The organism is Massilia sp. BSC265, from assembly GCF_000740675.1.
In the GTDB taxonomy this organism is placed as follows: domain Bacteria; phylum Pseudomonadota; class Gammaproteobacteria; order Burkholderiales; family Burkholderiaceae_D; genus Telluria.
In genome coordinates this window covers 42,633-68,259 of the sequence record NZ_JPXI01000026.1, presented here as the reverse complement: position 1 = coordinate 68,259, position 25,627 = coordinate 42,633, and the positions used below count along the sequence as shown (strand labels likewise).

Genomic DNA, 25,627 nt, shown 5'->3' with positions numbered 1-25,627 from the left:
CGCTTATTAGGCGATGATCTTGGCAACCACGCCGGCGCCGACGGTACGGCCGCCTTCGCGGATTGCGAAGCGCAGACCTTCTTCCATCGCGATCGGAGCGATCAGCTTGACGGTGATCGACACGTTGTCGCCTGGCATGACCATTTCTTTGTCGGCCGGCAGCACGATCGAACCGGTCACGTCAGTCGTACGGAAGTAGAACTGCGGACGGTAGTTGTTGAAGAACGGGGTGTGACGGCCGCCTTCGTCTTTCGACAGGACGTACACTTCGCCGGTGAAGTCGGTGTGCGGCTTGATCGAGCCCGGCTTGGCCAGGACCTGGCCACGCTGGACGTCTTCACGCTTGGTACCGCGCAGCAGCAGGCCGACGTTGTCGCCAGCTTGACCCTGGTCCAGCAGCTTGCGGAACATTTCCACGCCGGTGCAGGTGGTCTTGACGGTGTCGACGATACCGACGATTTCGATTTCTTCGCCGACCTTGATGATGCCGCGCTCGACACGACCGGTCACCACGGTACCGCGGCCCGAGATCGAGAACACGTCTTCCACCGGCATCAGGAAGGCGCCGTCAACGGCACGTTCCGGGGTCGGGATGTAGCTGTCCAGAGCGTCGGCCAGGGCCATGATCGCATCTTCGCCCAGCTCGCCAGCCTGGCCTTCCAGGGCCATACGTGCCGAACCCTTGATGATCGGCAGGTCGTCGCCCGGGAACTCGTACTTCGACAGGAGCTCGCGCACTTCCATTTCGACCAGTTCCAGCAGTTCTGCGTCGTCGACCAGGTCGCACTTGTTCAGGAACACGATGATGTACGGAACGCCAACCTGACGCGCCAGCAGGATGTGCTCGCGGGTCTGCGGCATCGGGCCGTCGGCGGCCGAGCACACCAGGATCGCGCCGTCCATCTGCGCCGCACCGGTAATCATGTTCTTGATGTAGTCGGCGTGGCCCGGGCAGTCAACGTGGGCGTAGTGACGGTTTGCGGTTTCGTACTCGACGTGCGCGGTGTTGATGGTGATGCCGCGTGCCTTTTCTTCCGGAGCCGCGTCGATCTGGTCGTAGGCCTTGGCTTCGCCGCCGAACTTCTTCGACAGAACGGTTGCGATTGCAGCCGTCAGGGTGGTTTTGCCGTGGTCAACGTGACCGATGGTGCCGACGTTGACGTGCGGCTTGGTCCGTTCGAATTTTTCCTTTGCCATTTCAGACTCCTAAGATCTAACGATTTTTTTGAGAATTACCAGGCACACCTGACGGACGAGTACTACGGACTGCCGTGCAAAATTCTGGTGCCCTTGACGTGGATTGAACACGTGGCCTCTCCCTTACCAAGGGAGTGCTCTACCACTGAGCTACAAGGGCTTATTTTTTGCGGTTAGAAACACCGCACTAACTGGAGCGGGTGAAGGGAATCGAACCCTCGTCGTAAGCTTGGAAGGCTTCTGCTCTACCATTGAGCTACACCCGCGAGGTACAACCTTTCAATTCCTTCGACTCTTCTTTTTGGTGGTGGGGGCTGGATTCGAACCAGCGTACTCAGAGAGGGCAGATTTACAGTCTGCTGCCTTTAACCACTCGGCCACCCCACCGCGAAGAACCGCAGAGTATGAAGCAAGCTCAACGTATTGTCAACTAAGTTTCAGCGGGCTTTGACCGCTTCGCATAGCAGCGTTGCTTCGGGGCGTGATTGTAACGGGAGGGATGCAAAACCACAAGGGTGATTTTGTGCGAATTGCAGGGAATCGCGAAAAGACCGGTTTTCACGGCGCGAGCGCTGCGAGAACCTGCCCCTTGAGCGCCTTGATCAGCGCCGTCTCATCCGGCGGCACGCCCTCTTCCGCCGTCAGCGTGCGGTCGGCATAGAACAGGCCCAGCTGCACCTTCCCCACCACCAGCGGCAGCACGATGAAGCTGCGCGCATCCGGCAACAGCCTGCGGTGCCACTCCGGCAGCAGGTCGCGGATCTTCGGGCTGGATGCATCCGAGATCATCAGGTCGGCGTCGTTTTCCATCGCCAGGTGGAACAGGTCGCGGTTCGGCGCCACCGCGAAGGCAAAGCCGGCCTGCTTGCGTGCGCTGTCCTCGCCCAGCGCCGCACGGGCGCGGTACTGGCTGCTCTTCGCGTCCTTCAGGCACACGGTCGCGAAGCGGAAGCCCAACGCGCCGTACAGGGTCTCGAGCACCGCCAGCACCACGTCGTTGACCTTGCTGCCCGAGGCGCGCATCTGGGTCACGTCCTGCACACCGGCCAGCAGCAGGTCGCGCGCGTTCCTGGGCTTGCCGCTCGGGTGGGTCCCCTCCTGCTCTTCCTCGCCGGCGTCGAGCGTGGCCAGCATGAGCACGTTCGGCAAGCCGGTACCGGCCTCCTGCACCTCGCTCCTCGGCGCAGCTTGCATGTTCATGCTCTCCAACAGGCCGCGCATGCCTTCCTGTACCGCACCCATCAGCTCGTCCATCCGTGCGCGGTCCAGGTCGAGGGCCTCGCCGTAGCGGCCCAGCAGCGCCAGCGCTTCTTTCGAGCCGGCAGGTTCATGGGTTTTCGCCAGCAGGCGCGCCACGTCGAGGCCGAAGGCCGCCACCTGGCGCATCCACTCGCCGCGGTTGGCCGCCACCCGCACCGCGGTGGGCGCCAGCGCGACCTGGGCGCGCACGATCATGTCCGGGATCTTCCATTCGGTCAGCACCGCTTGCGACAGCGCATCGTAACTGCAGCCCAGGATCATCTGCGAGGCCTGCCCCACCGTGTGCTTGCCGCCCGCGACCAGGGCCGCGATCTCGCGGTAGCGGTCGTGCTCGTGGCTAGCCACCAGCAGCGGGCCCAGGTTCTTGAACAGCGCGCAGATCGCCGCTTCCTCGGCGCCCTGGAAGAAACTGTGGCGCGCCATCTCGCGTCCCACCAGGCTGGCGCACAGGGCCGCTTCCAGCTCCATGCGCACGCTGCCGGCGTGCTCGGAGCTGTCGAGGGCATCGACCAGCAGCATCGCCAGCGCCGTGGTCTTGACGTTGTCGAAGCCGAGCAGCGAGATCGCGCGCGAGATCGTCGTCACCGGCGTGCCGCCCGCGGTGCGGTACTGGATCGTGTTGGACAGGCGCAGGATGCGCTGGGTGAGCGCCGGGTCCGAGACCACGTAATAGGCCAGGTCGTGGGTGCCCTGGTCCTCGCTCGAGGCCATCTCGACCACCCGGGCAATCGAGGCGCCCAGGGCGAACATCTCTTCGTCCCCGCAGACCTTGTGCATGAGGGCGGCGCGCACGCGTCGGGTCGTGCCTTCCGGCGGGGCGGAGTCAAACATGGCAGCCATCTTTCATTATCTTTCTTATGCTGCTTTCCCCGCGGGGGCCGCTGCCGGTTGCGTCTTCTGGGCGGGCTTCACCGCGCGCCCGTGCGCGTTACGCTCGTATTTCCTGAGTACCTGGTGGTGCAGGGCCGACAAGGCGCCCAGCTTCGGATTGCCCGGGTCGAGCTTGCGCACATTGCCGATCAGGCCGACGGCTTGCTGGCCGAGCTTGTCCTCCCAGCCCTCGTGCTCGAGGCAGCGCAGGGTCGCCAGCGCGGCATTGAAGGCCACCGCCGGGTTGTTCGGCAGCTTGGCCGCGGCCTCCAGCATCATGCCCACGGCGCCCTTGTAGTCGCCGTTGCGGGCGCGCGCCGCGCCGTCGGCGACCAGGTCGACCACGTGCTGGCGGCTTTCCTGCGCCAGCGTGCGCGCCAGGTCGGGGAAGCCCGCCCCTTCCAGCACGCTCATCGCGCGCAGCACGGCGGCGTCGTTCGATGCATTGCGCATGACCTCGCGCACCAGGTCGGCGCCGCCCTCTTCCATGTTGTTCTCGAGGCAGGTACGCGCCAGTTCCAGCTTCAGGTCGGACGACAAGGCCGGCACGTCGGCGCAGGCCGCCAGCGCGGTGTGCAAGGATTCGTTCAGGCGCGCTTCGTTGCCGGTGTATTCGTGCAGGAGGGCCGAGGAGATCGCGCTGCACAGCAGGGTGGCGGGACGGCCGCCCATCGAGCGGTCGAGGTCGCGGATGACGGATGCCGCCGCCACCGGATCGCCCTTCTTCACCAGCGTGCGCACCAGCTTGACGTGGTCTTCGGGATCGCGGAACTCGGAGTACTTGGCCTTGGCGACCACCTGCTTGAGCGCCCTTTCGGCCGCCGCGGTATCGCCGGCCTCGAAGGCGGTCTCGCCCAGCGCGCGCAGGCGCCGCACGGCATGCGGCGACACCGCCACCGCGTCGCTCAGCACGGCCTGGGACTTGGCCAGGTCGCCCACCGCCGCGTGGGTGCGCGCCAGCCAGTCGTAGGCGTCGACGAAATTGCGGTTGGTGTCGACCAGCTCTTCCAGCATGCCCTTGGCTTCGTCGAACTGCTTGCGCAGGAACAAGGTCTTGGCCAGGCCCAGCCTGGCCCAGGCGATCGCCTTCATGTCGATGAGCTTGCGGTAGATCGGCTCGGCCTGGTCCGGTTCGCCGAGGAAGACGTGCAGCTCGGCGCGCAGGCGCATGAAGTCGACCGCATAACGCGGATGCAGGCGCTCGCCCGCGATGCAGGCCTCGATCGCTTCGCGCTGGTCGCCCGCTTCCATCAGGGTATAGACGGGCATGAAGGCGCTGCGCCGGTCGAGGGCACGCGCGATGCGGTCGAGCAGGCGGTCGGCGGTGAACGGCTTGAGGATGTAGTCGGTCGGCGCCAGCTCGGCGGCGCTGACCACCTTGCTATGGTTGCCCTCGGCGGTGACCATGAAGAACATCGTCGAGAGCGGCATCAGCTTGTGGTGGCGCACGTCCTCGAGCAGCTGCTGGCCGTCCTGGCCGCCCTCGAGGTCGTATTCGCACAGGATCATGTCGAAGCTGCGCAGGCCGAGGTGCTTGACCGCCAGGTTGGACGAACTGGCGTGCTCGATGCGCGTCAGGCCACACATGTTGAGCATGCCGTGGATGTTGGCGCGCATGCCCGCGTGGGGCTCGATGATCAGGGCCGTGAGGCCTTCCAGTTCGTTCATGGGTTCTTGTCTAGCCTGCGTTGGGCGTGCGGCAGCGCTGCATGGGCACTGCATTAGGCCAGTATATTACGGCGAGGGAACAAATTACTTAAATTGGGTAAGACGCAGCGCAACTGTTGCTTGTTGCGGAGAAAAAACGACAGCTTATGGAGCAAAGGCAGCCGCCTGGCGCAGCTGCACGCGGCGGCCGTTCAGGCATTCGGTACTGCTGCCGCCGACGACGATGTTCTGGTAGCGGACTTCGTATTTTCCAGCGCTGAGCTTGTCGATCAGGAAAGTCGCGCGTGCCTGCACGTAGGCATGGCGCACGTTCGAGCGGCGGTCCAGGTCGTAGAGCTTGACGAAGATCGGCGAGGCATTGGCGCTGTTGTCGATCAAGAACTGCATCTCGCTGCCGCTATTGCCCACCGGGTAGCCCGGCAGGTAGCCGGACTCGGCCGGCCATGGATCGCCGCTGGGGGCGGTCAGGGTCTGCAGGTCGGTGCCGCAGTCGGGTGCCTTTGCCGGCACCACCAGCTGGGTCACGGCGAGCGCCTTGATCTCCGGCGGCGGCTCCTTGCCCTCGCCGCCGAAGCGGCGCGCCCAGCCTTCGGTGCTGGCATCGGTGCCCAGCTCGTCGGGACGGTCATTGGACACGCTCGGGGCCGGATCCGGCTTGCCGGCCCAGGCCAGTGCCGGGGGCAGCTTGCCTTGCGGCGGTTCCACCAGGTAGACGGCGGCGGCCGCACCAAGCACGAAGCAGGTGGCCAGCCCCAGCCACCAGCGCGGATCCCGCATCAGGCGCGGACGTGGGCGCGAGGACGTGTCCGGGACGCGCGGTTCCCAGGCGTCGGGGCGCGGCTGGCGTCCCGCATGACTACTCCCTTCTTCGGCGCCGCTGCTTTCCAGCCATTCGACTTCCCACTCTTCCGACGCGATCCATTCGTCGTGTTCCTTGCGGCGCACCGGATCGGACAGGGTGTTGTAGGCGGTATTGACGATCGCCATGATGCGGGCGGCCTTTTCGTCGCCCGGATTCTTGTCGGGATGGTACTTCTGGCTGAGGGCCTTGTACGCCGCACGAATGACTTCCGCCGGCGCGCCGCGCGCGACCTTCAGGTTGTCATAGTGGGTATGGATCTTGGCCATGTTCTCTCAGGTGCGCGGTTCCGTCGGCGCTGCTCCATTGGCAATCTGCGGACGCTCCGGGTTGTACAGCTTAGCCGGATTTGTATCCAGAGCGCAAGATGTCAAAAATTCTACAGGCGGTGGGCCCGGTCGGCTCGCACGATAGCGTCAAGCAAGTCCACATCCTGCCCCACCACCAGCACCTTGAACAGCTCTCCCATCTCGGCCGGCGACACCAGTTTCTGTACCGCCCTCGACTGCGTCAGGTAGCGCATCGCATCGGCAGGGTCGGTTTCCAACAGCATGTCGCCGATGCCGCAGCCCAGCAGGAAAGACGCCTGGTTCATATAGGCCAGCACCGGCAGGCCGGCTTCCTGCGAGGCCAGCGCCATCGCAGTGAAGTCCACGTGGGCGGTGATGTCCTGCAGGCCAGGCAGGTAGAACGGGTCCGGGTGCGCATGGTGGCGGTAGTGGCACATCAGGGTGCCGCCCATGCGCTGGTCGAGGTAGTACTCGTGCGCCGGGAAGCCGTAGTCGAACAGGAAGGCGGCGCCGCGGCCGCCCTTCATCATCGTTGCCAGCGAGGCCATGAAGCCTTCGGCCACCGGGTGGATTTCGGTGACATAGCCTTCCGGCAGGTGCTCGGCGTCGGGAATCTGGTGCGCCACGTGAAGCGCCAGCGCCTCCGGCAGCTCCGCCTGGACGAAGGCGAAGGCGCCGTTCTCCACGGTGACCATCTGGCGCTGCCAGCGGCCGTCCTTGCGGATCACGAGCTCGACCGGCATCGCGTCGAGCACCTCGTTGGCCAGCACCACGCCGCTGAAGGTGTCGGGCATGCCGTCCAGCCAGCGGACCTGCGGCAAATCCTTCAGGGCCTCCTGCTGGCGGGCGCGCAATTCGCCTGAGAGTTCGATGATGGTGTACGAACGCACCTGCACGCCCAGTCCGTCCAGCGCGGTGAGCACGTCGCGCGCCAGCTTGCCGGTGCCGGCGCCGAATTCGATGATGTCGGGCGCGCTTTGGGCGATAATAGCGGCTGCCGCGCGCGCCAGGCACGCTCCGAACAGGGGCGAGATCTCGGGCGCGGTCGTGAAATCGCCGCTCGCCCCCAGTTTGGACGCGCCGCCGCTGTAATAGCCGAGCCTGGGCGCATACAGCGCCAGTTCCATGAACCGTGAAAACGCCATCGCCCCGCCGAGCTGTTCGATCTCGGCGGCGATCAGTTGTTGCAGGGATTGGGACGCGGCAAGCGCGTCGGGAGCAGGTGCGGGCAGGGACATATTCGCATTCTAATGAATTCACGATCATATCGTGAATCTCATCACATCAATGCCGCTTTGATACCAATGAGATCTTCTTTCAATAATCGAAAAACCGCGCTCGTTACGGGTGGTGCCAAACGGCTAGGACAGGCGATCGCGCTCGGCCTTGCGGAAGCCGGATGGGACATCGTTGTACATTTCGGCACCTCGCGCGAGGAAGCTGAATCTACTGTGGATCAGATTCTCGAACGAGGCCAGCGGGCCGTCGCCATGCAATGCGATTTGTCGGACGAAGCTGCCGTACGCGACTTGTTGCAGAATGCAAACAGCGCCTTGGGAAAGGTCAGCTGTGTCGTCAACAATGCATCGTTGTTCGATTATGATGCGGTGGCCAATTTTTCGGTGGAATGCCTCGAGAGACACATGCGGGTCAATCTTGCTGCTCCAATCCTGTTGGCCAAGGCTTTGCACGATGCGACCGACGAGGGCCAACAGGCTGTCGTCATCAATCTGCTGGACCAGAAACTGTACAACCTGAATCCGGACTTCCTGTCCTACACCCTGTCCAAAGCGGCGCTCGACAGCGCTACCGTCATGCTCGCACAGGCGTTGGCTCCCAAGCTGCGGGTGCTGGGTGTGGCGCCAGGATTGACCATGATCAGCCATCTGCAAACGAAAGATGAATTTGCCGCTACTCACGCGATGTCGCCGCTTGGCGAATCCAGCCGGCCGGAAGACATCGCACAAGCCGTTGTGTTCGCGGCAGGAAACCGCGCGATGACCGGGACCACCTTGCTGGTGGATGGTGGCCAGCATCTCGTACGCATGACCCGCGACTTCAGCTTCATAAACAGGAATAACTAATGTACATCCATCCCCGTCTGGAAAACTGCCGCCGCATCTTCATTCGTGACTATCGTCTCGACATGGAGATCGGCGCCTATCCTCACGAGAAGAACAAGTCGCAATATGTCGCTGTGAATATCGAATTCTGGGTACCGCTGGAATGGAATACGCCGGTCCATGACGATATCGAGGAAATCGTCAATCACGACTTCGTACGTCCCGGAATTCAGCAGATCGTCAGCCGCGGCCATATCAATCTTCAGGAAACCTTGTGCGACGCCATTGTCGACTTGGTGCTCTCGCACCCCAAGGTCATCGCCACGCGCGTATCGACGGAAAAACGCGAAGTCTATGCCGATTGCGCCTGCGCCGGCGTCGAAGTGTTCAAGTTCAAAGAGCAGCGGGCATGAGCGGGGACGGCCCGCCGCGCTATCTCGACGCCAACCAGATCGTCTACCTGCCGGCATGGGCCCGCTATGCGGTCATGGTGGTATTGGGCGCACTGGCGCTGTCTGCCTGCATCGCCGGACTGGCCTTCTTTTTCTTCCCTGCGAATTACGACAAGATCACCCCGACACTGTCGATCGCGCAAACCGCGGCCGGTGCCTTCGCGCTTGTGCTGTTCGTCCTGTTTGCCGAACGTGAGCTCAGCACTGAAAAACTGTTGCGCAAGACCGATGTGTTCCTGGAACAGCAAATGGCCGATGGCCTGAGGAAGATCGAGATTCCACAATTGCGTCCAGGTGTCACGGTCGACGTCGATGTGGTGCAGCGTGCCAGTACCGTGCATGGTGGACGCAAAGACATTTTTGGCGCAAATTATGAAATCCGCCTCGGCGAATTCAAGATGCGGATGTGGGTGGGCATTAACGTCAAGCGTCTCAGCGTGATTTATTTCGTGAACGCTGCAGATGAATCGGCCGTGGATTTTTATGAAGAAAAATTCCACTTCACCTTTGCAGGGGCTGCGAAACTAGGCTACGACACCAACTTCCAATACGCAGAAATCAACGGCGAACGTTTTGTTTCCATCTGGTCGACCGTCATGGCCGACAAGGTTATTCTCGGAAACCCCTCCGAGCAGCTTTTCTGGATCCAGGACGTCGCCATGATGACGCAATCATTCATTCGAACCGCTGTCCGCGAACGGCTGGACGCGTACACGAGCATTGAACCTGGACCATTATGAACAGCATGACCATTGAATCGGCCGTCGAACTGGAGACGGCAAAGGACAAGAAGGCGGAAAAGATCGCTTACGAGAACAACAAGCTGCACAAGCGCCTGTGCCGCCTGGTGGGCCAGGCGATCGGCGACTTCAACATGATCGAGGACGGCGACAAGGTGATGGTTTGCCTGTCGGGCGGCAAGGACAGCTATGCCCTGCTGGACATCCTGATGACCCTGCGCGAGCGCGCGCCGATCCATTTCGACATCGTCGCCGTCAACCTCGACCAGAAGCAACCGAACTTCCCGGCCGAGGTGCTGCCTGCTTATCTGGAAAAGCTCGGCGTGCCGTACCACATCGAGAACCAGGACACCTACAGCATCGTCAAGCGCCTGGTCCCGGAAGGCAAGACCACCTGCTCGCTGTGCTCCAGGCTACGGCGCGGCATCCTGTACCGCGTGGCGGACGAGCTGGGCTGCAACAAGATCGCCCTGGGCCACCACCGCGACGACATCCTGGAAACCTTCTTCCTGAACATGTTCTTCGGCGGGAAGCTGAAGGGCATGCCGGCCAAGCTGGTCTCGGACGATGGCAAGCACATGGTGATCCGCCCGCTGGCCTACGTGAAGGAGGAGGACACCGAGCGCTATGCCGAGGTGAAGGGTTTCCCGATCATCCCGTGCGACCTGTGCGGCTCGCAGGAAAACCTGCAGCGCAAGCAGATCAAGGCCATGCTGCGCGAGTGGGAGAAGAAATATCCGGGCCGCGTGGAAAACGTGTTCTCGTCCCTGAGCACCGTGGTGCCCTCGCACCTGCAGGACCGGAACCTGTTCGGCTTCGTCGACCTGAAGACCGATGGCGTGCCGAATCCGAACGGCGATATCGCCTTCGACGAGGAGCCGTGCTCGACGCCGGCGGCGAATACGATCTCGCTCACCCAGCTGTAGGGCGGTCGGCAAAGCCGACCACCCCACGAAGGCCAGCATTAACAGAGTGGCAGGGTCGTGCTACCCTGCCTTTTTTCGTCCCTGCCCATACGAGGATTCCATGAGCCTGCCCGCCCGCCTGTTCCGCTGCCTGTCCTTCAGCCTGGCTATCCTCGCCCCCGGCGCGGCACTGGCCGAACCCAGCGCGATCTACCTCGTGCGCCACGGCGAAAAGGCGAGCGTGGGCCAGGACCCGGAGCTGACCTCGCAAGGCCAGGCGCGGGCACAGGCGATTGCGACCATCCTGTCGCGGACCGGCATCACGGCTGTCTTCAGCACACCTACCCAGCGCACGCGCCAGACCGCCCAGCCGCTGGCCCAGCGCATCGGACTCGAGGTGCAGCTGTATGACGCGCGTGCGCCCAAGGCGCTGGTCGAGAAGGTGAAGACCCTGTCCGGGCCGGTGCTGGTGGTGGGCCACTCGAACACCCTGCCGGAACTGGTGCGCCTGTTCGGCGGTGCGCCGGGCGCCGACATCGGCGACGACGAATACGACCGCCTCTACCAGCTCACGCCAACAGCCGGCGGCGCGGTCAGGACGGTCCTGCTGACTACCCCGGGCTCCAGCGCCCCCTGAGCCGGCGCGCTACGTTTCCGTATTGACGGCACCCACGTATTGATCCTTTGGCATAGCTCACGGACAACCAGTAGTTTCAATGCTCCGCAGCATCAGTTAGGATGCATGGAATTACCGAATGGAGCACATGGTGGATTTGTCGCAGGCGCGCTTCGAGCACGTCGTCAACCTGATTTACGAAACCCTGGAAAACCGGGCCGGCTGGCGTGCTGTACTCCAAGGCATTCATGAAGCGATCGGCGGCAGGGCGATCCACCTGACCGCGTATGACAGCAGGCGCGGTGCCCTGTCGTACAGCGAGGGCGCCGACATGGCGCCGCAGATCGATCTGGAATACATCCAGAAGTACCAGTTCATCGATCCGCGCGTGGGTTTGATGTCCTCGCAGACGCTGGACAGTTGGCTGCACTGCCACGAGCACCTCGACGATCGCTTCGTCTCCACCGACCCGTTCTACCAGGAGTTCCTGATCCCGCACGGGGCGCGCTACGTGTCGGCCTGCAAGCTGGCCGAGAGCGAAGACGCGACCGTGATCCTCGGCTGCCTGCGCCGTCCCGCCGATGGCCCGCTTCCGCCCGAGGCACTGGTCTTCCTCGATCGCCTGCGGCCGCACCTGCAGCGCGCGGTGCGCCTGAGCCAGGCGCAGTTCGTCTATTCGGCGCAGGCGCTGGTCGGCCATGCGCTGGTCGACAAGCTGCGCCAGCCCGTGATGCTGCTGACCACGGGCGGCGAGCTGGTGCTGGCGAACGAAGCGGCACGCGGCCTGCTCGTCTCGACCAGCCTGGTGCAGGTGACGGACGGGCGCATCGTGCTGCCCGAAACCTACCAGCGCGGCTTCCTCGACCAGTGCGCCGACCTGGAGCACCAGGTGCGCACCGCGGCGGAGCATGGCACGCCGGTGGACAAGGATTTCCGTTCGCTGCACATGCGCAGCGGACCGGGCGCCGCCCCCGACACCTTGTACGGCTTCTTCACGATGCTGGCGCCGGAGCGCACCATGGGGAGCTTCGGCCTGCGGCCCCTGGTCATGCTGTTCTTCTACCACCCGACCTCGGCCCAGGAAATCGATTCGGCGCTGCTGACGGCGGCCTTCGGCCTGTCGCATGCCGAATGCCGCGTCGCCTCGCTCCTGGCAGACGGCATGCCGCTCAAGAGCATCGCCGAAGCATTGGGGGTGCAGTACGACACGGTGCGCAAGCAGCTGTTGTCGATTTACCAGAAGACCGCGACCAACCGCCAGCCGGAACTGGTGCGGCTCCTGATGAACCTCCCTGCCTCGGCCGTGCAGCGTGCCATCAAGGCCGACGGCAAGGCACTCTAAGGATGTGCCGCACCATGCCGACCACTTCCCCGACCATTTTCATCAGCATCGCGTCCTACCTCGACCCGATGCTGTTCTTCACCCTGAACGACGCGGTGGCGAAAGCGGCCCGCCCGGAACTGCTGTCGCTGGGCGTGGTCGACCAGCACGTGGACGACCAGCGCGCGGCGATCGCCGCCCTGCCCTTCGCGCGCCAGGTGCGCTACGTCCACCTGCACCCGCAGGACACGCTGGGCGTGAGCTGGGCGCGCAGTACCGCCTTTTCGCTGTACGACGGCGAAGACTTCCTGCTGCAGGTCGATTCGCACACCCTGTTCGAGCCGGACTGGGACGAGCAGCTGTGCAACCTGCACGCGAACCTGCGCGAGCGCTCGGCCAAGCCGATCATCAGCACCTATCCCTACCGCTTCGACATGGTCGACGGCAAGCCCCGGTACACCCCCGGCGAAGGCCGCACCGCACTGGTGCTGCGTCCGCATCCGGAAAAGAACCTGGCGCCGGACGACGCCGTACTGCGCTTCATGGCGCGCCACCTGGTCACCAACGAGCCGGTGATGGGCTGCCATGTGTCGGCCGGCTTCCTGTTCGCGGCCGGCAGCTTCGTGGAAGAAGTTCCCTACGATCCCTACCTGTACTTCCATGGCGAGGAGCAAAGCCTGGCGGTGCGCGCCTTCACGCGCGGCTGGGACATCTTCCATCCGCTCACGACGCCGGTCTACCACCTGTACAAGACCGAGGGCACGCCCTACGAGACCCATCACTGGCACGGTGCAAGCGACGCGCGGCGCGCCTTCCAGTCGACCTACCTCACCGAGCGCGCCAAGCGGCGCCTGAACCGCCTGCTGATGGGAGACGGCCTGCCCGGCGCCTATGGCCTGGGCACGGCGCGCAGCATGGCGCAGTACGCCGAGCTGAGCGGCATCGACTACGCCAGGCAGACCATCAGCGATCCTTTCGGCGGACAGCTTTGCTAGATCATGTCACCGGCGGATTGCGACTGGCGACGTCGATCGCCACTCCTTCTTTCGTGGGCGGGAGGCTGCCTAGCGCCCGGGCATTGATGCGTTCGCGCTCCTCGTCGAACCACCAGCCCCACTTGTTGAAGTAACGCACCGCGGAAGCGGTGTGATGGCACAGCAGCCGCCAGTCATGGTACGAGCCGCGGCCATATTCGTGCACCACCGTCACATGCGGATAGAACACCGTGCGGCCGATCCGGGCCAGCCGCCGCGACAGGTCGACGTCCTCGAAATACAGGAAGAAGCGCTCGTCGAACAGCCCGGCCTTGGCCAGCGCATCCATGCGGATCAGCATGAAACTGCCGGACAGGACCGGCACGTCCATAATGCGGTCGTAGCCGCTCGCATGCATCTCGTAGTCGCGCTGGTGTCCTGTACGCCGGTGCAGCCACGGCAGGAAACGCCGCATCGCCAGGCCGGCCGGTGCGGGCAGCAGCTTGCATAGCGGCTGCAGGCGACCGTCGGGAAAGCAGATGCGCGGGGCCAGCACCGCCACATCGGGCTGGCTTTCCATATAGGCCAGCAGGCGGGCAAAGGTATCGTCAGGAAAATATATATCGGGATTGAGCACGAAATGGTAGCGGCTGCCGGCTTCCATCGCGGCACGCATGGCCCGGTTGTGCGCACGGCCGAAGCCCGGATTGTCCGGCTGGTGCCAATACAGGGTCTGGTAGCGCGGCGCCAGGCTGCGCAGGCTGTCGTCGGGGGAGTTCTCGATCAGGTAGGTCAGCAGCCGCGGCCAGCTGCCGCTCACCCCGCGCAGCAGGCGCTCGATCTGCTCCGGGGGATTGGCGTACGCCACCACCGAACAGCTGGCCAGGACCGGTGCCCGCGTCATTTCTTCGGCCCGCGCAGGTGGAAGAAGGCCATGTGCGCGAACCAGGCGTCGTCCCCGCAATGGCAGTTGGAATGGACTTCGGGCAGGACGCGCTGGCGGCCGCCGCCACGCCCGTCCGGCCGCCCCAGCGAGATGTCGTGGAACCAGACGTCGGCCTGGCGGAACCAGCGGCCGAAGTCTTCCAGCACGCGCGGGATGTCGTCGGTGCCGAAGGCAACATCGCAGGCGCTGTCGGTGCCGGCCGCGTCCCAGCGGTTCTCGGTCCAGCGTGCGTGCAAGCGGTCGATATGGTGGATGTCGGCCAGGAAGGCCTCGTTGGCGGGCGGCGGTGCAGTGCGGCAGTACGGGTAGCGGCGCGAGAAGAGGAGCTGCAGCGTGGCGCAGCCGTCGGAACGCAGGATGCGCGACATGCGCCGCACCATGCGGCCTTCGCCGCAACCGATCTCGAAGCCGCGCGCCGATGATGGGTCGGGCAGCACCGGCTTGCGGATGTCCCCGTACAGGTGAAGCAGGTGAGTCTCGTACGGGAAGTTCTCGTGGTAATCGACATTGCCGACGATCTCCTCGACGTTCGCAGGCGAGTCATCATAGAAAGCCTTCTGCATGCGCGCATTTTGCTTGAGGAAATTGTCCATCGACGTCTCCGGCACCGGCCCGCGGCCGCATGCAGACTCAGACGGCACGACAGGAGATGCAGTTGCATCGGGATGGCGCTCGATTGCGCAAGATCAGGCGCACGCAGCGACGACAGGCCAGAATCGCCCCTCATGACAACCACCGCCACCACCACCGTGAATGGCAGCGTGCGTAAGGTCCTGGGCGGACCTGCCCTGACCGACCTGCGCCATGCCTGGGGATTGCTGCACGTGATCGCCTTCATCGCGGCCAGCGACCTGCGCGCACGCTACCGGCGCAGCGTGCTCGGCCCATTCTGGATGACGCTCGGCACCGCAGCGGGCACGCTCGGCCTCGGCCTCGTATGGAGCGAGCTGCTGCGCATGGAGCGTTCCAGCTTCGTGCCTTCGCTCACCTGCGGCCTGATCCTGTGGCAATTGCTCAGCGGCTGCATTCTCGAGTCCACCACCACCTATTGGCGGCAGGCGGCGCTGATCCGCAACCTCAGCATGCCGCTGTCGATGCCGCCCATCCAGATGGTGCTCAAGCACCTGATCAACTTCGCGCACAACCTGCCGGTGCTGGTCGCGGTGGTGCTGATGTTCGGCGTGCCCGTCACGCGCGACACCCTGCTGGCCCTGCCCTGCCTGCTGCTGGTGGCGGCCAACCTGCTGTGGCTGGCCCTCCTGCTCAGCATGCTCGGCGCGCGCTTCCGCGACCTCGAGTACGTGCTCGGCGCCGCCATGCCGCTGCTGATGTTCCTCAGCCCGGTGTTCTACCGCCCCGACTACCTGCCGTTCAGCGCGGAGTTCATCTGGCTGAACCCGTTCAGCCACCTGATCGAGCTGGTGCGTTATCCGATGCTCGGCACGGCGCCGCCCGGCTTCGTGGTGCTGACCAATGCCCTCATGTGCGTGGGCGGCTGGATGGGCACCCTGTGGCTGTTCAACGCCAAGCGCAACCGCATCGCCTACTGGGTCTGACCATGGCCCGCCTCGAATTCGACCGCGTGACGGTCCAGTATCCGGTCTATGACGTACGCGCCAAGTCCCTGCGCCGGCACCTGGTGCGGGTGTCGACGGGCGGGCGCATCGAGTCCGACGGAGGCGGCATCCAGCTCATCACCGCCTTGCGCGACGCCAGCTTCAGGCTGCGCGATGGCGACCGCGTCGGGCTGCTGGGGCACAACGGCGCAGGCAAGAGCACCCTGCTGCGCACCATGGCCGGGGTGTACTCCCCGTCGGCCGGCACCGTGGTGCGCGAGGGTCGGGTAGCCACGGTGTTCGAGCTGGGCGCCGGCATGGAAAGCGAACTGAGCGGCTACGAGAACATCCGGCGCATGGCGATGCTGCTCGGGATCGGCAAGCGCGAAATCAGCGCGCGCATGCCCGACATCGAGGAATTCACCCAGCTCGGCCCCTTCCTGCACCTGCCGGTCCGCACCTATTCCGCCGGCATGGCCACGCGCCTCATGTTCGCGGTGGCCACCTCGACCAGGCCGGACATCCTGCTGGTCGACGAAATCTTCGGCGCCGGCGACGCCGAGTTCCAGCAGAAGGCCGCCAGCCGCATGGAAGAGCTGATCTCCTCGGTACGCATCTTCGTCTTCGCCTCGCACGACATCGCGGCCCTCAAGCGCCACTGCCGCCGCTTCTTCCGGCTCGAACACGGGCTGTTGTGCGAAGTCGACCCCAGCCTCTTGTGACACCGTGAGCACGATAGACATGGATCATGAATCCTCTCCAGGCGCCGCCTATTCTGGTCGCATGAAACGCCTGATCATCGACCTCGACGACACCATCGCCTTCCGCGCGGAAGCAGGCTATGCCCATGCGTTGCCCAACCTGGCCCTGATTGCCCGCCTGCGGGACTACCAGCGCGACGGCTACGAAATCGTCATCAGCACCAGCCGCAACGTGCGCACCTACAGCGGCAACATCGGCAAGATCAACCTGCACACGCTGCCCCTCATCGTCGAATGGCTGTCCCGGCACGACGTGCCCTGCGACGAACTCCATGTCGGCAAGCCATGGTGCGGCACGCAGGGCTTCTATGTCGACGACAGGGCCGTGCGGCCGTCGGAGTTCCTGCGTTATTCCCTTGCCGACATCTCGGCCCTGCTGGCGGACGAGCGGCGCGAGGCCTAAATGCTGCTCATCACTTCCGGCGCCTACGTCGACAGCGAGCTGTACGCCGAGTTCGGCCGAATTCCTCCCGCCTTTCTCCCGGTAGGCAACCGGCGCCTGTTCACCTACCAGGCCAGGCGCCATGGCGCCCGCCATGCGCAGGTGGTCATGACGGTCCCTGGCGACTTTGCGCTCGACGAAGCAGACGCCGCCTGCCTGCAGGCAAGCGGCATCACCCTGTACCGTACTGAAACCGGCGCGTCGCTGGGCTGGGCGGTGCACGACTTCCTGTCCACGCACGGCGTGACCGGGCCGATCGAGATCCTGTACGGCGACACCCTGATCGACGACCCGCCGCGCGCGGGCAGCGACTGGCTGGCGGTGGGCCAGACCGACGAATACTACGACTGGTACCACGAGGTACCCAGGCATGGGCAGCCGGGCGGCATCTGGACCGGGATGTTCGCCTTCTCCGATGCCGCGCGGCTGCGCGAACTGCTGGCCGAAGGCGGCGATTTCATCGCCTCGGTCGTCGCCTACGAGCGCCAGGTCGGCCTGGCCCACTGGCCGGTCGCGCACTGGCTGGATTTCGGCCACGTGCACACCTATTTCGACTCCAAGCGCACCGTCACCACCCAGCGCCACTTCAACCAGCTGCGCGTGTCCGACGGCGTGGTCACCAAGACCGGGGATGACACCGGCAAGATCGCGGCCGAGGCGGAATGGTTCGAACGGGCGCCGCCCGCCATCAAGCCTTTCCTGGCCCCCTACATCGGGCGCACGGATGAAGCGGGTGCTTGTGGCTACCAGCTCGAATACCTGCACCTGGTGACCCTGAACGAGCTGTACGTCTTCGGGCGCCTGCCCGAGCGGGTCTGGGCACGCATCTTCCGTGCCGCCGACGCCTTCCTGCGAACCGAGCATGCGGTCCCGCTGGACCAGCCGCCCCCCCTCGACGCCATCCGCCAGGCCTACCGCGACAAGACCCTGTCCCGGCTGGAGGCGTACTCGGCGGCGACCGGGTGCGACCTCGACGCCGACTGGGCCCTCAACGGCGTACGCACGCCGTCGCTACGCGTCATTGCCGAACAGGCCAGCGCCGCGGTCGAAGCCGGCACGCCCGAACCGAGCTTCCTGCACGGCGACTTCTGCTTCAGCAACATCCTGTTCGACTTCCGCGCCGGGCGCGTCAAGACCATCGACCCGCGCGGCACCGACGCCAGCGGCCGCCCGTCCCGCTTCGGCGACCTGCGCTACGACATCGGCAAGCTCGCCCATTCGGTGCTGGGGCTGTACGACCACATCGTGGCCGGCCACTTCATGCTGGAAGAGGAAGAAGACCCCCTCGAGGACGAGCAGCTGCATAACCAACTGCACAAGCGCCTGCACGAACAAGCGCTCCAACGACCAGGCTGCCGAATGGGGGGGCCTTCCGGCGAACGGCTGGGCATGCAGATGAGCAGTCCGGGAAGCGCACAGTTCAGTGAACAGGGCAACATGCAGCTGAGCGGGGGCCTCGACGGGCAGACGGAGCTTCCATGGCAGGGCGCGACGCCATCCGGACGGCTGCGTCCCGGCCACGCGTTGCGCTTCCGTGTGCTGGCCCAGCGCACCGGGCCGATCCGCGAGCTGTTCCTGTCCACGCCTTTCGCCGGCCGCCTTCCTACCGCCTGGGACTGCTACCCCGTCATGGTGCTGCTGTTCCTGTCGATGTTGCCGCTGCACGCCGACGCCCCGCAACGCCAGCGCGCCCTGCTGGCCAATGCCATCCGCGTTTACCTCGAATGGAGAGCGCATGATCGTGATTCCGATGGCGGGAATGAGCCGCCGCTTCTTTGATGCCGGCTACTCCCGGCCCAAGTACGAACTGCCGCTTGACGGGCAGACCCTGTTTGCCTGCTGTGTGCGCTCGTTCGAGCACTATTTCGGCAGCGAGCGCTTCGTGTTCGTCCACCGCCATGCCTTCGGCGCCGACGACTTCATTGCACGCGAGTGCGACATGCTGGGCCTGGAAGACTACGTCACCGTCGGCCTCGGCGAGACCACGCGCGGCCAGGCCGAAACCGTGCTGCGCGGCCTGGAAGGGGCCGGCGCCGGCGGCAACGAGGCCCTGCTCATCTTCAACATCGACACCATCCGTCCGCATTACCGCTTTCCCGAAGGCATGCAGTCCTGCGACGGCTACCTGGAAGTGTTCGCAGGAGAGGGCGAACACTGGTCCTTCGTGCGTCCCGCCACTTCGCTCTGCCCCCTGGTCGCCGAGACCACGGAGAAGCGCCGCGTTTCTCCGCTGTGCAGTACCGGGCTGTACTACTTCGCGCGCGCAGCCGACTTCGGCGCCAGCTGCGAGCATGCGCTCGCCGATGGCGGCCACTACCTGCGCCAATGGGGAGAACTGTATGTCGCGCCCCTGTACAACCACCTGATCCCGGCCGGCAAGCGCGTCATGTACCACCAGGTCGGCGCAAACGAGGTGCACTTCGCCGGCACGCCGCAGGAGTACCGCGCCTTGCAGGACAGCGCACGGAGCCTGTTTTGATCTACATATCGCTCCCCGTGCACACGCAGGCGCGGGTAGTCGCAGGACAGGCCAGGAATTTCGCCGCCTTCTTTCCCGAGGCGCGCCTGGTGCTGCACGTCTCGGCCAACGCCCGCTTCAGCCTGCCCGAGCTGGAAACGGCGCTGCAGGACGCCGGCTGCCGCAACGTCGTGCTCAATCCCGCGCGCCATGCGACGCGCTGGGGCGGCATCCTGCACGCCCACCTGGCCAATATCGCCTGGATCCGCCGGGCCGGCGGCGCCAGCCGCATCTGCCTGCACGCTTCGAACGACATGCTGGTGCGTTCGGGCCTGGCCGGTTGGCTCGGCGGTGGTGGCAACTGCGGCGGCAACGGTGGCGGCAACTTCCTCCATACGCGGCCCATCCGCGCCGGCAGTCGCTGGCGTTTCGCCGCGCCGGCGCTGGCCGACCAGCAGCTCGCAAGCCTGTGCCGGAAACTCGGCAGCGCCAGCCTGGTGGGGTCCCAGGTCGAGGGCGCCAGTTACGAGGCGGCGCTGCTGTTCGAGGTAGCCGCCCTCCTCGAGCGCCACCTCGACGACAGCGCCACCGCCTATCCACGCGAGGAAGTCTGGCTGGCCACCGCGGCCCATGCGCTGGGTGCGCCCATCGGAGGCCGTCCCTACGTGCTGTCCGAAGTGCACCGTTTCGACCGCGCCTTCTGGGGTGTGCTGCGCTATGCCGATCCGCTGATCGGCCGGCCGGGCGATCCCCTGCACTTTCCACGACGCCTCATCGAATACCTGATGATCCACAGCGGCTTCCACCGGATCGGACGGCGCCTGGTCGACCGCATCGCGGCCGACGATGCCGAGGCGCTGGCGCGCGATGAGTGGATGTCGGACGGGAACAACACCTGGCGCCTGTTCGACCGCCACGGCCTGTTCGGGGTCAAGCGGGTGCCGCGTCGTCCGGACCACCCGCTGCGCCGCTACATCGACATGCTGGCCCCGGGGCCGCAGCCCGAGCCGGAGCCCGCATCCCACAATCCGCCAGTCGCCCCATGAAGACTTCCGATATCACCCTCGTGTTCCAGGGCGCGTTCAAGCCTTACGTTACGCGCGAGCGCGACGCCTTCCTGCGCAACATCCGCATGACGCGCCAGGTGCTGCCCGGCGCGCGCATCGTCCTGTCGACCTGGGAAGGCTCGGACCTGCCGCGCAACCTGGGGGTCGACACCGTGGTGCTGAGCCCGGATCCGGGCCCGCTGGCGCCGCTCAAGCTCGACGACGACAAGGCCAACAACGCCAACCGGCAACTGGCCAGTACCCGCGCCGGCCTGGCAGCCGTGCGCACGCCCTACGCCGCCAAGCTTCGCACCGACTGCTTCCTGGAACATGCGGGTTTCCTCGATTTCGCCGCCGAGCAGCGCCGGCGCGACGGAGGCCGCGAACGGCTGCTGGCCTGCGGGTTCTTCACCCTCGACCCGGCCATGTTCGAGCGCCTGCCCTACCACCTGAGCGACTGGTTCCATTTCGGTCCCACCGAGCTGCTGCAGGAATACTGGTCGGCCGCGCCCATGGACCCGATTGACGCGCGCCATTACGAACACCGTGCGCATCCGCCCGGCTCGTCGATCTTCGAGCGCCGCTTCCGTGCCCGCTTCGCCGTCGAGCAGCACCTGTGCATCCAGTTCGCCGCCGCGCGCGGCTACACCTGCCCGCGGGTGCTGAACGACACATCCGAACCGGTGCTGCGCGACCACGCACGCTTCATGGCCAACGAAGTGATGCTGCTCGATCCCTGGCAGATCGGCCTGGTCTTTCCCAAGTATGCCTGGGTGGGCGCCTCGCGCTTCCAGTGCATGAACAACCTGATGCACCTGGACTGGCTCGCGCTGCAGGGACCGGAGCTGGCCGGCTTCCAGGATTCGGCCGGCGTGCGCCGCCTGATCCGGGAACGGGAGCGCAGCAAGCGCCTGAACGCCCTCGCCTTCCGCCACAGCCGCATGCTGCATTCGCTGCTGTTCGATCCGCAGCGCAGCAACGAGCCGGTACGCCGCATGGTGAGCCGGCTGGCGCGCCACCTGTAGCCGCTCATGCGCATCGTCGCCGTCGTCGTCACCCGCGACCGCCCCAAGCTATTGCAGCAGGTGCTGGCGGCGCTGCAGTCCCAGCACCGTCCGCCGGAACACGTCATCGTGGTCGACAACGGCAGCGGGCCGGAGACCGGCGCCGTGCTGGCATGCTGGCCCCGCCTGGAAGTATTGCGGCCGGGCGGCAACCTGGGCGGCGCCGGCGGCTTCGCGCTCGGCATGCGCCACGCCCTTGCCGGCGGCTGCGACTGGATCTGGCTGCTGGATGACGACGCGGTGCCGCGCGCCGATGCGCTGGCCCGGCTGGCAAAGGCACTCCTTTTGCAGGCCGGCGCCGGGATGGCGCCAGGGGCGGTGGCGCCGGCCGTCTTCGAATTCGGCGGGCTGGCGCTGGCTCACCGGCGCCGCTACAACCTGTTCAGCGGCATCGAACGCATGATCGCGCCCGCCCACTACTGCCGCGCCGCGGTGCCGGTCGATACCGCCTCCTTCGTCGGCCTGCTGGTGTCGGCCCGCGCCGCCGCGGCCTGCGGACTGCCCGATGCGGCCTTGTTCCTGTCCTACGACGACACCGAGTACTGCCTGCGCCTGCGGCGCGCCGGCTGGCCGCTGTGGCTGGTGCCCGGCAGCATCATCGATCACCTGCGCTCGCCCGCCGGCAGGATGCGCGCCGGACCGATCGGCTCCCGGCACTACTACAACCTGCGCAACCGGGTGGTGGTGGCGCGCCGGCACGCACGGCTGCCGCTACTCGCGGGAACCGTCGCGACCCTGACCGGGGTAGGACTGTGGCTGGGCTGCCGGGGACGCTTCCGGAAAGGCGCCTGGCGCATCGTCAGGCAGGCGCTGGCCGACGGCTGGATCGGGCGGCTGGGGCCTTGCCCCGTGGTGCTCGACGAAGGTCCGGTGGGCACTGCGCCGGCGCCGGTGCCGGCGGCAAGCCGCGAGCGGACCTTGAAGGACGACTGGCGCAGGACGCGATAGCGAACATCAGGGCTGCTCATGACGTGCGGTCGGGAGCGCGGTCCGCCCCCGCGGAGCCTGCAGCCTCCATGCAGCAGGCCATGAAGGCGAACACCAGCGTGGCATACAGCAGGCTCGCCTTCATCGACCAGAACATCACTTCGCTCAGCCCTGCCATGACATAGGTGACCACGACCAGCAGGCCGGCAAGCGCCGGTGCCGCCTCTTCCCCGGTGGCGGCATGGCGCAGGCGCCGCCCGAACCAGCACAGCGGCGCCAGCATGATCGCCAGCCAGCAGGCCAGTCCGGGCAGGCCCCGCGTTACCAGCGCCTGCAGGGCGTCGTTGTGCAGGTGCGGCGGCTCCGGTGGAGCGAAAACGGCCGGGCTGAGCCTGCCCTCGGCAATCCAGGCCCGCATCTGCGCCTTGTAGGCCGCCGTGTCGATGCCGGCCAGCGGGTGTTCGCTTGCCAGCATGCCTGCCGCCTTCCACAACTCGAGGCGTATGCTCAGCGAGGTCGGCAGGGGATTGCCGTCCAGGTACAGCGCCAGGTCGCTGAGGCCGACCTCGACCCGCGCCCGCACTCCGCTGGCCGGCACCGCATACGCCAGCACGACCAGCGCGGCGATGGCCAAGGCGAGGCCGCCCGGCAAGCCACGCGGCATGTGGCGGCGCTGGGTCCACAGCAGCAGGAAGGCCGGCGGCAGGGCCAGCCAGCCGCCCCGGCTGCCGGACAGCAGCGAGGCGAACGCTCCCGCCAGCACGGCGGCCGCCACCCACCACCAGTGCCGGCGCACGCGCCGGTCCGGCAAGCCGGCCAGCGCCACCAGTGCCAGCAGCAGCGCCAGGTTGCCGAATACGATGGGGTTCAGGAAGCCGCCGGCACGTTCGAACCCGGCGCCCCAGCGTTCCCAGGCGGCGAGCCCGGCCGCAGCCAGTGCGCCGGCGCAGGCGCCATGCCACCACGGCCGCGCGTCCAGCGCGGCCATCCGCAAGACGGGCACGACAGCCAGGGCGAGCAGCATCCGCAAGGGCGCATCGACCGTGTGCCAACCGGTCGCGCGCGCCAGGTGCAGGAACAGTACATAGCCGGCGTAGGCGGCAAAGGCGAGCACCACCGGACGGAGGTCCGGCCAGTCGCGCACCAGGACCTCGCGGCTGGCATGCCAGTGCCAGAACGCAATGCCGAGGAACAGGAAGCCGGCCAGGCCGATACCGAAGCCGGTGACCAGGCTGGACAGGAGGAAAAAGACGGGCAGCGTCGCGATCGAGGCGCGGATGCCGGGCTGGAGGGAAACACGGCAGGCACGCATTGCAGGGCGAAGATTGACGGCGATCCTGGCAGTCTAGTGGATCGCCGCCGCCCGCGGGACGGCGCACGCCCTGCACTTGATCCGCATCGCATTCGCGGATCAGGTGCAGGCGGAAAAGCTCAGGGAGCGGTGGCGGTGCGGTAGACCGGGTACAGCTTGTAACGCTCGTCCCACGAGGCGTGGCGCTGGTAGAAGAAGTCCAGGCGCGCGTGCGGGTTCTTGGCGAAGGCCGGATCGGTCTCGACGCGGCGCTTGAATTCCGCAGCCAGCGCCGGATCGGCCGCCATCTGCTCGCGCGCCACGTCCTCGGCCACATATTCCTCCATGTACTCCTTGCGCTCGTAGGCGTTGTTGAAATAGCCCCAGGCCAGCAGCGAGTCCGGCGCCTGCGGCTCCAGCATGGCCACTACCAGGCGCGCCTTCGGTTGGTTCACCGGCACGTACAGCGAACCCGGCAGCACGGCACGCGGCTCCGCTTGCCAAGCGCCATCCACCGTCAGGCGCTGGTGCGACTCCAGCGAAGTGGCGCCGAAGGTGGCCTTGTCGGCGCGGAAGGTTTCGACAGGCGCCTGCGCGATCGACTTGTCCAGCTTGCGGAAGCTGATGCCGTGCTGCGCCAGCTTCTTCGCCACGATATCGGCCCAGGCGGCCGGCACGATGTAGCCTGCGCGCGGCGCCGTCACCACGCGGTCAGGCACCACTTCCTCGCGCAGCGGCACGCGCCACACCTGCGGCTTGCTCTCATCGTAGCGGGTCATCAGCATGCCCGATACTTCGGACTGGGTGCGGGTGTACGCGTAGCCCTGGAAGTCGACCATCTCGGTCTTGTCGGTGGTGCGGTAGGTCAGGGGGACCGGGCTGCCTGCCAGCTGGGCGGCGCGGGCGTCCGCGGCCAGTGCGGCCTGCTGCCAGGCCTTGCCGTTCTGCGCGACCTGCTCGAGCACCGAGATCACGGTGTTGTGGGTGACGCGCACGCGGGTCGGGTAGTCCTTCCAGGAATGGGTCTCGACCAGCACCGCCATGCGGTTACGCAGCGGGAAGTAGCCGGTCGAGAAGCGCGGGTCCGAGACGCTGTCGATGAAACCCGATTGCGGGTCGTCGGTCTTGGCGAAGGACATGTAGTAGGACTGCGGCATCGAGCCCTGCTTGGCGATGTCGGCGATCACCTTGCTGCGCAGGTCCAGGCCGGCCTTGCGGAACTCCGGGTCGCCCGAGTACACCGGCTCGACCTGGATCGAGACGTCGTGCTGGAACTTGGCGCCGTCGGTGACGTGCAGGTCGACGTAGGTCAGCGGGTCCCAGGCGTTGACGAGGGCGAGCATGGCCTGCATCTCGGGCGCGTCGGCCTTCACGTAATCGCGGTTGAGGTTGTAGTTCTGGGCGGTGGTGCGCCAGCCCATCTCGACCGGCCCGCGCTGGTTGGGGCGGTTCCACTTGCCGAAGCGCTCGTGGCCGTCGACATTGAACACCGGAACGAAGATCAGTACCTGCTTGTCCAGTGCGCCTTTGGCCAGCTTGCCGTTCAGGGTTTCGCGCAGCGCCAGGAAACCGGCGTCCTTGCCGTCGATCTCGCCGGCGTGGATGCCGCCCTGGATCAGGGTCACCGGCAGGCCCTGCTTCCTGGCCGCCTGGGGCGTGAAGGCGCCGGTGTTCGAGACGATCAGTGCCTTCATCGGGCGGCCTTCCGGCGTGCGGCCGAAATCGATGCACTTCACCTGCTTCGGATAGGCTTTCTGGAAGCCAGCGCATAACGCCATGACTTCATCGTAGCGGCCGGTGGTCTGGAAGCCCGAGCGTTCAGAGACGGTCGTCAGGTCGGGGGCGGCATGGGCGAGTGGAACGGCAGCCAGCAGGGCCAGCAGCAGGGCGGAACGCATCATTGGACAACTCCAGCAATCGA

Annotated in this window: 24 protein-coding genes and 3 tRNA genes; 15 read left to right on the top strand and 12 right to left on the bottom strand. The window is 65.9% G+C overall.

The genetic code is table 11. The features are described 5' to 3' along the window. Positions 1-6 precede the first annotated feature (6 nt). The 8 genes from tuf to MA09_RS06850 all read right to left on the bottom strand — a co-directional run bounded on the left by tuf (position 7) and on the right by MA09_RS06850 (position 7,382). The gene (gene tuf / locus MA09_RS06885; RefSeq protein ID WP_036245544.1) at positions 7-1,197 is read right to left on the bottom strand and encodes an elongation factor Tu; all 1,191 of its coding nucleotides are present in this window, start codon (positions 1,195-1,197) and stop codon (positions 7-9) included. An 85-nt stretch (positions 1,198-1,282) separates the two neighbouring features. After that, positions 1,283-1,357 (bottom strand) — tRNA-Thr (locus MA09_RS06880). 32 nt (positions 1,358-1,389) lie between these two features. Beyond that, positions 1,390-1,463 (bottom strand) — tRNA-Gly (locus MA09_RS06875). A 36-nt stretch (positions 1,464-1,499) separates the two neighbouring features. Beyond that, positions 1,500-1,584, bottom strand: a tRNA-Tyr gene (locus tag MA09_RS06870). A gap of 171 nt (positions 1,585-1,755) precedes the next feature. Further along, positions 1,756-3,288: an HDOD domain-containing protein gene (locus MA09_RS06865; RefSeq protein WP_307183365.1), complete on the bottom strand. Its 1,533-nt coding sequence runs from the start codon at positions 3,286-3,288 to the stop codon at positions 1,756-1,758. 24 nt (positions 3,289-3,312) lie between these two features. Then, a complete protein-coding gene (locus tag MA09_RS06860) occupies positions 3,313-4,995 on the bottom strand; it encodes a tetratricopeptide repeat-containing response regulator (RefSeq protein ID WP_081897455.1) in 1,683 nt (560 codons plus the stop codon). Positions 4,996-5,139: 144 nt separating this feature from the next. Beyond that, on the bottom strand, positions 5,140-6,123 hold the full coding sequence (locus MA09_RS06855) for a J domain-containing protein (protein ID WP_036246432.1): 984 nt from the start codon (positions 6,121-6,123) through the stop codon (positions 5,140-5,142). Between the two features lie 110 nt (positions 6,124-6,233). Next, positions 6,234-7,382, bottom strand: a complete 1,149-nt coding sequence (locus MA09_RS06850; RefSeq protein WP_036246431.1) for a class I SAM-dependent methyltransferase — start codon at positions 7,380-7,382, stop codon at positions 6,234-6,236. A 66-nt stretch (positions 7,383-7,448) separates the two neighbouring features. Here MA09_RS06850 and MA09_RS06845 point away from each other — a divergent pair, with 66 nt between their 5' ends. The 7 genes from MA09_RS06845 (at position 7,449) to MA09_RS06815 (ending at position 13,236) form a co-directional block, all read left to right on the top strand. Continuing rightward, positions 7,449-8,228, top strand: coding sequence for an SDR family oxidoreductase (locus MA09_RS06845; RefSeq protein WP_036246430.1), 780 nt, complete (start codon positions 7,449-7,451; stop codon positions 8,226-8,228). Further along, entirely contained in the window at positions 8,228-8,620 is a 393-nt protein-coding gene (locus tag MA09_RS06840) for a dihydroneopterin aldolase (protein ID WP_036246429.1), read from the top strand. The genes MA09_RS06845 and MA09_RS06840 overlap by 1 nt, the downstream gene beginning before the upstream one ends. Continuing rightward, positions 8,617-9,399: a hypothetical protein gene (locus MA09_RS06835; protein WP_036246428.1), complete on the top strand. Its 783-nt coding sequence runs from the start codon at positions 8,617-8,619 to the stop codon at positions 9,397-9,399. The genes MA09_RS06840 and MA09_RS06835 overlap by 4 nt, the downstream gene beginning before the upstream one ends. Beyond that, positions 9,396-10,325 carry a tRNA 2-thiocytidine(32) synthetase TtcA gene (gene ttcA / locus MA09_RS06830; protein ID WP_036246426.1) on the top strand — a complete coding sequence of 310 codons (930 nt, stop codon included), beginning with the start codon at positions 9,396-9,398 and terminating at the stop codon, positions 10,323-10,325. Before MA09_RS06835 ends, ttcA begins: the two co-directional genes overlap by 4 nt. Positions 10,326-10,425: 100 nt before the next feature. Continuing rightward, positions 10,426-10,941, top strand: a complete 516-nt coding sequence (locus MA09_RS06825; RefSeq protein ID WP_036246423.1) for a histidine phosphatase family protein — start codon at positions 10,426-10,428, stop codon at positions 10,939-10,941. Between the two features lie 127 nt (positions 10,942-11,068). Beyond that, positions 11,069-12,262 (top strand): helix-turn-helix transcriptional regulator, encoded by a 1,194-nt coding sequence (locus MA09_RS06820; protein WP_152594578.1) that lies wholly within the window; start codon positions 11,069-11,071, stop codon positions 12,260-12,262. A 14-nt stretch (positions 12,263-12,276) separates the two neighbouring features. Beyond that, positions 12,277-13,236 (top strand): GlcNAc-transferase family protein, encoded by a 960-nt coding sequence (locus MA09_RS06815; protein WP_161783200.1) that lies wholly within the window; start codon positions 12,277-12,279, stop codon positions 13,234-13,236. A 1-nt stretch (position 13,237) separates the two neighbouring features. Here MA09_RS06815 and MA09_RS06810 read toward each other — a convergent pair whose 3' ends face one another. Together MA09_RS06810 and MA09_RS06805 are read right to left on the bottom strand one after the other, a co-directional pair. Further along, a complete protein-coding gene (locus MA09_RS06810) occupies positions 13,238-14,119 on the bottom strand; it encodes a glycosyltransferase (protein ID WP_051933229.1) in 882 nt (293 codons plus the stop codon). Beyond that, positions 14,116-14,754, bottom strand: a complete 639-nt coding sequence (locus MA09_RS06805; RefSeq protein WP_036246418.1) for a hypothetical protein — start codon at positions 14,752-14,754, stop codon at positions 14,116-14,118. Before MA09_RS06805 ends, MA09_RS06810 begins: the two co-directional genes overlap by 4 nt. Positions 14,755-14,886: 132 nt before the next feature. Here MA09_RS06805 and MA09_RS06800 point away from each other — a divergent pair, with 132 nt between their 5' ends. The 8 genes from MA09_RS06800 (at position 14,887) to MA09_RS06765 (ending at position 22,436) form a co-directional block, all read left to right on the top strand. Continuing rightward, the gene (locus MA09_RS06800; RefSeq protein ID WP_051933228.1) at positions 14,887-15,717 is read left to right on the top strand and encodes an ABC transporter permease; all 831 of its coding nucleotides are present in this window, start codon (positions 14,887-14,889) and stop codon (positions 15,715-15,717) included. Between the two features lie 2 nt (positions 15,718-15,719). Next, positions 15,720-16,439: an ABC transporter ATP-binding protein gene (locus tag MA09_RS06795; protein WP_036246416.1), complete on the top strand. Its 720-nt coding sequence runs from the start codon at positions 15,720-15,722 to the stop codon at positions 16,437-16,439. A 61-nt stretch (positions 16,440-16,500) separates the two neighbouring features. Beyond that, complete coding sequence (locus tag MA09_RS06790) at positions 16,501-16,881, top strand: capsular biosynthesis protein (protein WP_036246414.1); 381 nt, start codon at positions 16,501-16,503, stop codon at positions 16,879-16,881. Beyond that, the gene (locus tag MA09_RS23635) at positions 16,882-18,699 is read left to right on the top strand and encodes a phosphotransferase (RefSeq protein WP_051933227.1); all 1,818 of its coding nucleotides are present in this window, start codon (positions 16,882-16,884) and stop codon (positions 18,697-18,699) included. After that, on the top strand, positions 18,656-19,399 hold the full coding sequence (locus MA09_RS06780; protein ID WP_036246412.1) for an NTP transferase domain-containing protein: 744 nt from the start codon (positions 18,656-18,658) through the stop codon (positions 19,397-19,399). The genes MA09_RS23635 and MA09_RS06780 overlap by 44 nt, the downstream gene beginning before the upstream one ends. After that, complete coding sequence (locus tag MA09_RS06775) at positions 19,396-20,424, top strand: hypothetical protein (protein WP_036246409.1); 1,029 nt, start codon at positions 19,396-19,398, stop codon at positions 20,422-20,424. The genes MA09_RS06780 and MA09_RS06775 overlap by 4 nt, the downstream gene beginning before the upstream one ends. Continuing rightward, on the top strand, positions 20,421-21,449 hold the full coding sequence (locus tag MA09_RS23630; RefSeq protein WP_051933226.1) for a WavE lipopolysaccharide synthesis family protein: 1,029 nt from the start codon (positions 20,421-20,423) through the stop codon (positions 21,447-21,449). The genes MA09_RS06775 and MA09_RS23630 overlap by 4 nt, the downstream gene beginning before the upstream one ends. A 6-nt stretch (positions 21,450-21,455) precedes the next feature. Then, entirely contained in the window at positions 21,456-22,436 is a 981-nt protein-coding gene (locus MA09_RS06765) for a glycosyltransferase (protein ID WP_051933225.1), read from the top strand. A 16-nt stretch (positions 22,437-22,452) separates the two neighbouring features. Here the strand turns inward: MA09_RS06765 and MA09_RS06760 are convergent, their stop codons facing one another. Both MA09_RS06760 and MA09_RS06755 read right to left on the bottom strand, forming a co-directional pair. After that, on the bottom strand, positions 22,453-23,727 hold the full coding sequence (locus tag MA09_RS06760) for an O-antigen ligase (protein ID WP_051933224.1): 1,275 nt from the start codon (positions 23,725-23,727) through the stop codon (positions 22,453-22,455). 119 nt (positions 23,728-23,846) lie between these two features. Beyond that, the gene (locus MA09_RS06755; RefSeq protein ID WP_036246408.1) at positions 23,847-25,607 is read right to left on the bottom strand and encodes a M14 family metallopeptidase; all 1,761 of its coding nucleotides are present in this window, start codon (positions 25,605-25,607) and stop codon (positions 23,847-23,849) included. Between the last annotated feature and the right edge of the window lie 20 nt (positions 25,608-25,627).

Excerpts from the sequence above, each read along its gene's own strand:
- MA09_RS06795 (WP_036246416.1), top strand. The coding sequence starts at position 15,720 with ATGGCCCGCCTCGAATTCGACCGCGTGACGGTCCAGTATCCGGTCTAT.
- MA09_RS06845 (WP_036246430.1), top strand. The coding sequence starts at position 7,449 with ATGAGATCTTCTTTCAATAATCGAAAAACCGCGCTCGTTACGGGTGGT.
- MA09_RS23635 (WP_051933227.1), top strand. The coding sequence starts at position 16,882 with ATGCTGCTCATCACTTCCGGCGCCTACGTCGACAGCGAGCTGTACGCC.
- MA09_RS06755 (WP_036246408.1), bottom strand. The coding sequence starts at position 25,607 with ATGATGCGTTCCGCCCTGCTGCTGGCCCTGCTGGCTGCCGTTCCACTC.
- MA09_RS06765 (WP_051933225.1), top strand. The coding sequence starts at position 21,456 with ATGCGCATCGTCGCCGTCGTCGTCACCCGCGACCGCCCCAAGCTATTG.
- MA09_RS06865 (WP_307183365.1), bottom strand. The coding sequence starts at position 3,288 with ATGTTTGACTCCGCCCCGCCGGAAGGCACGACCCGACGCGTGCGCGCC.
- MA09_RS06855 (WP_036246432.1), bottom strand. The coding sequence starts at position 6,123 with ATGGCCAAGATCCATACCCACTATGACAACCTGAAGGTCGCGCGCGGC.
- ttcA (WP_036246426.1), top strand. The coding sequence starts at position 9,396 with ATGAACAGCATGACCATTGAATCGGCCGTCGAACTGGAGACGGCAAAG.
- MA09_RS06835 (WP_036246428.1), top strand. The coding sequence starts at position 8,617 with ATGAGCGGGGACGGCCCGCCGCGCTATCTCGACGCCAACCAGATCGTC.
- MA09_RS06810 (WP_051933229.1), bottom strand. The coding sequence starts at position 14,119 with ATGACGCGGGCACCGGTCCTGGCCAGCTGTTCGGTGGTGGCGTACGCC.
- MA09_RS06815 (WP_161783200.1), top strand. The coding sequence starts at position 12,277 with ATGCCGACCACTTCCCCGACCATTTTCATCAGCATCGCGTCCTACCTC.
- MA09_RS23630 (WP_051933226.1), top strand. The coding sequence starts at position 20,421 with ATGAAGACTTCCGATATCACCCTCGTGTTCCAGGGCGCGTTCAAGCCT.
- MA09_RS06820 (WP_152594578.1), top strand. The coding sequence starts at position 11,069 with ATGGTGGATTTGTCGCAGGCGCGCTTCGAGCACGTCGTCAACCTGATT.
- MA09_RS06840 (WP_036246429.1), top strand. The coding sequence starts at position 8,228 with ATGTACATCCATCCCCGTCTGGAAAACTGCCGCCGCATCTTCATTCGT.
- MA09_RS06790 (WP_036246414.1), top strand. The coding sequence starts at position 16,501 with ATGAAACGCCTGATCATCGACCTCGACGACACCATCGCCTTCCGCGCG.
- MA09_RS06760 (WP_051933224.1), bottom strand. The coding sequence starts at position 23,727 with ATGCGTGCCTGCCGTGTTTCCCTCCAGCCCGGCATCCGCGCCTCGATC.
- MA09_RS06860 (WP_081897455.1), bottom strand. The coding sequence starts at position 4,995 with ATGAACGAACTGGAAGGCCTCACGGCCCTGATCATCGAGCCCCACGCG.
- MA09_RS06800 (WP_051933228.1), top strand. The coding sequence starts at position 14,887 with ATGACAACCACCGCCACCACCACCGTGAATGGCAGCGTGCGTAAGGTC.
- MA09_RS06825 (WP_036246423.1), top strand. The coding sequence starts at position 10,426 with ATGAGCCTGCCCGCCCGCCTGTTCCGCTGCCTGTCCTTCAGCCTGGCT.
- MA09_RS06805 (WP_036246418.1), bottom strand. The coding sequence starts at position 14,754 with ATGGACAATTTCCTCAAGCAAAATGCGCGCATGCAGAAGGCTTTCTAT.
- MA09_RS06780 (WP_036246412.1), top strand. The coding sequence starts at position 18,656 with ATGATCGTGATTCCGATGGCGGGAATGAGCCGCCGCTTCTTTGATGCC.
- MA09_RS06850 (WP_036246431.1), bottom strand. The coding sequence starts at position 7,382 with ATGTCCCTGCCCGCACCTGCTCCCGACGCGCTTGCCGCGTCCCAATCC.
- tuf (WP_036245544.1), bottom strand. The coding sequence starts at position 1,197 with ATGGCAAAGGAAAAATTCGAACGGACCAAGCCGCACGTCAACGTCGGC.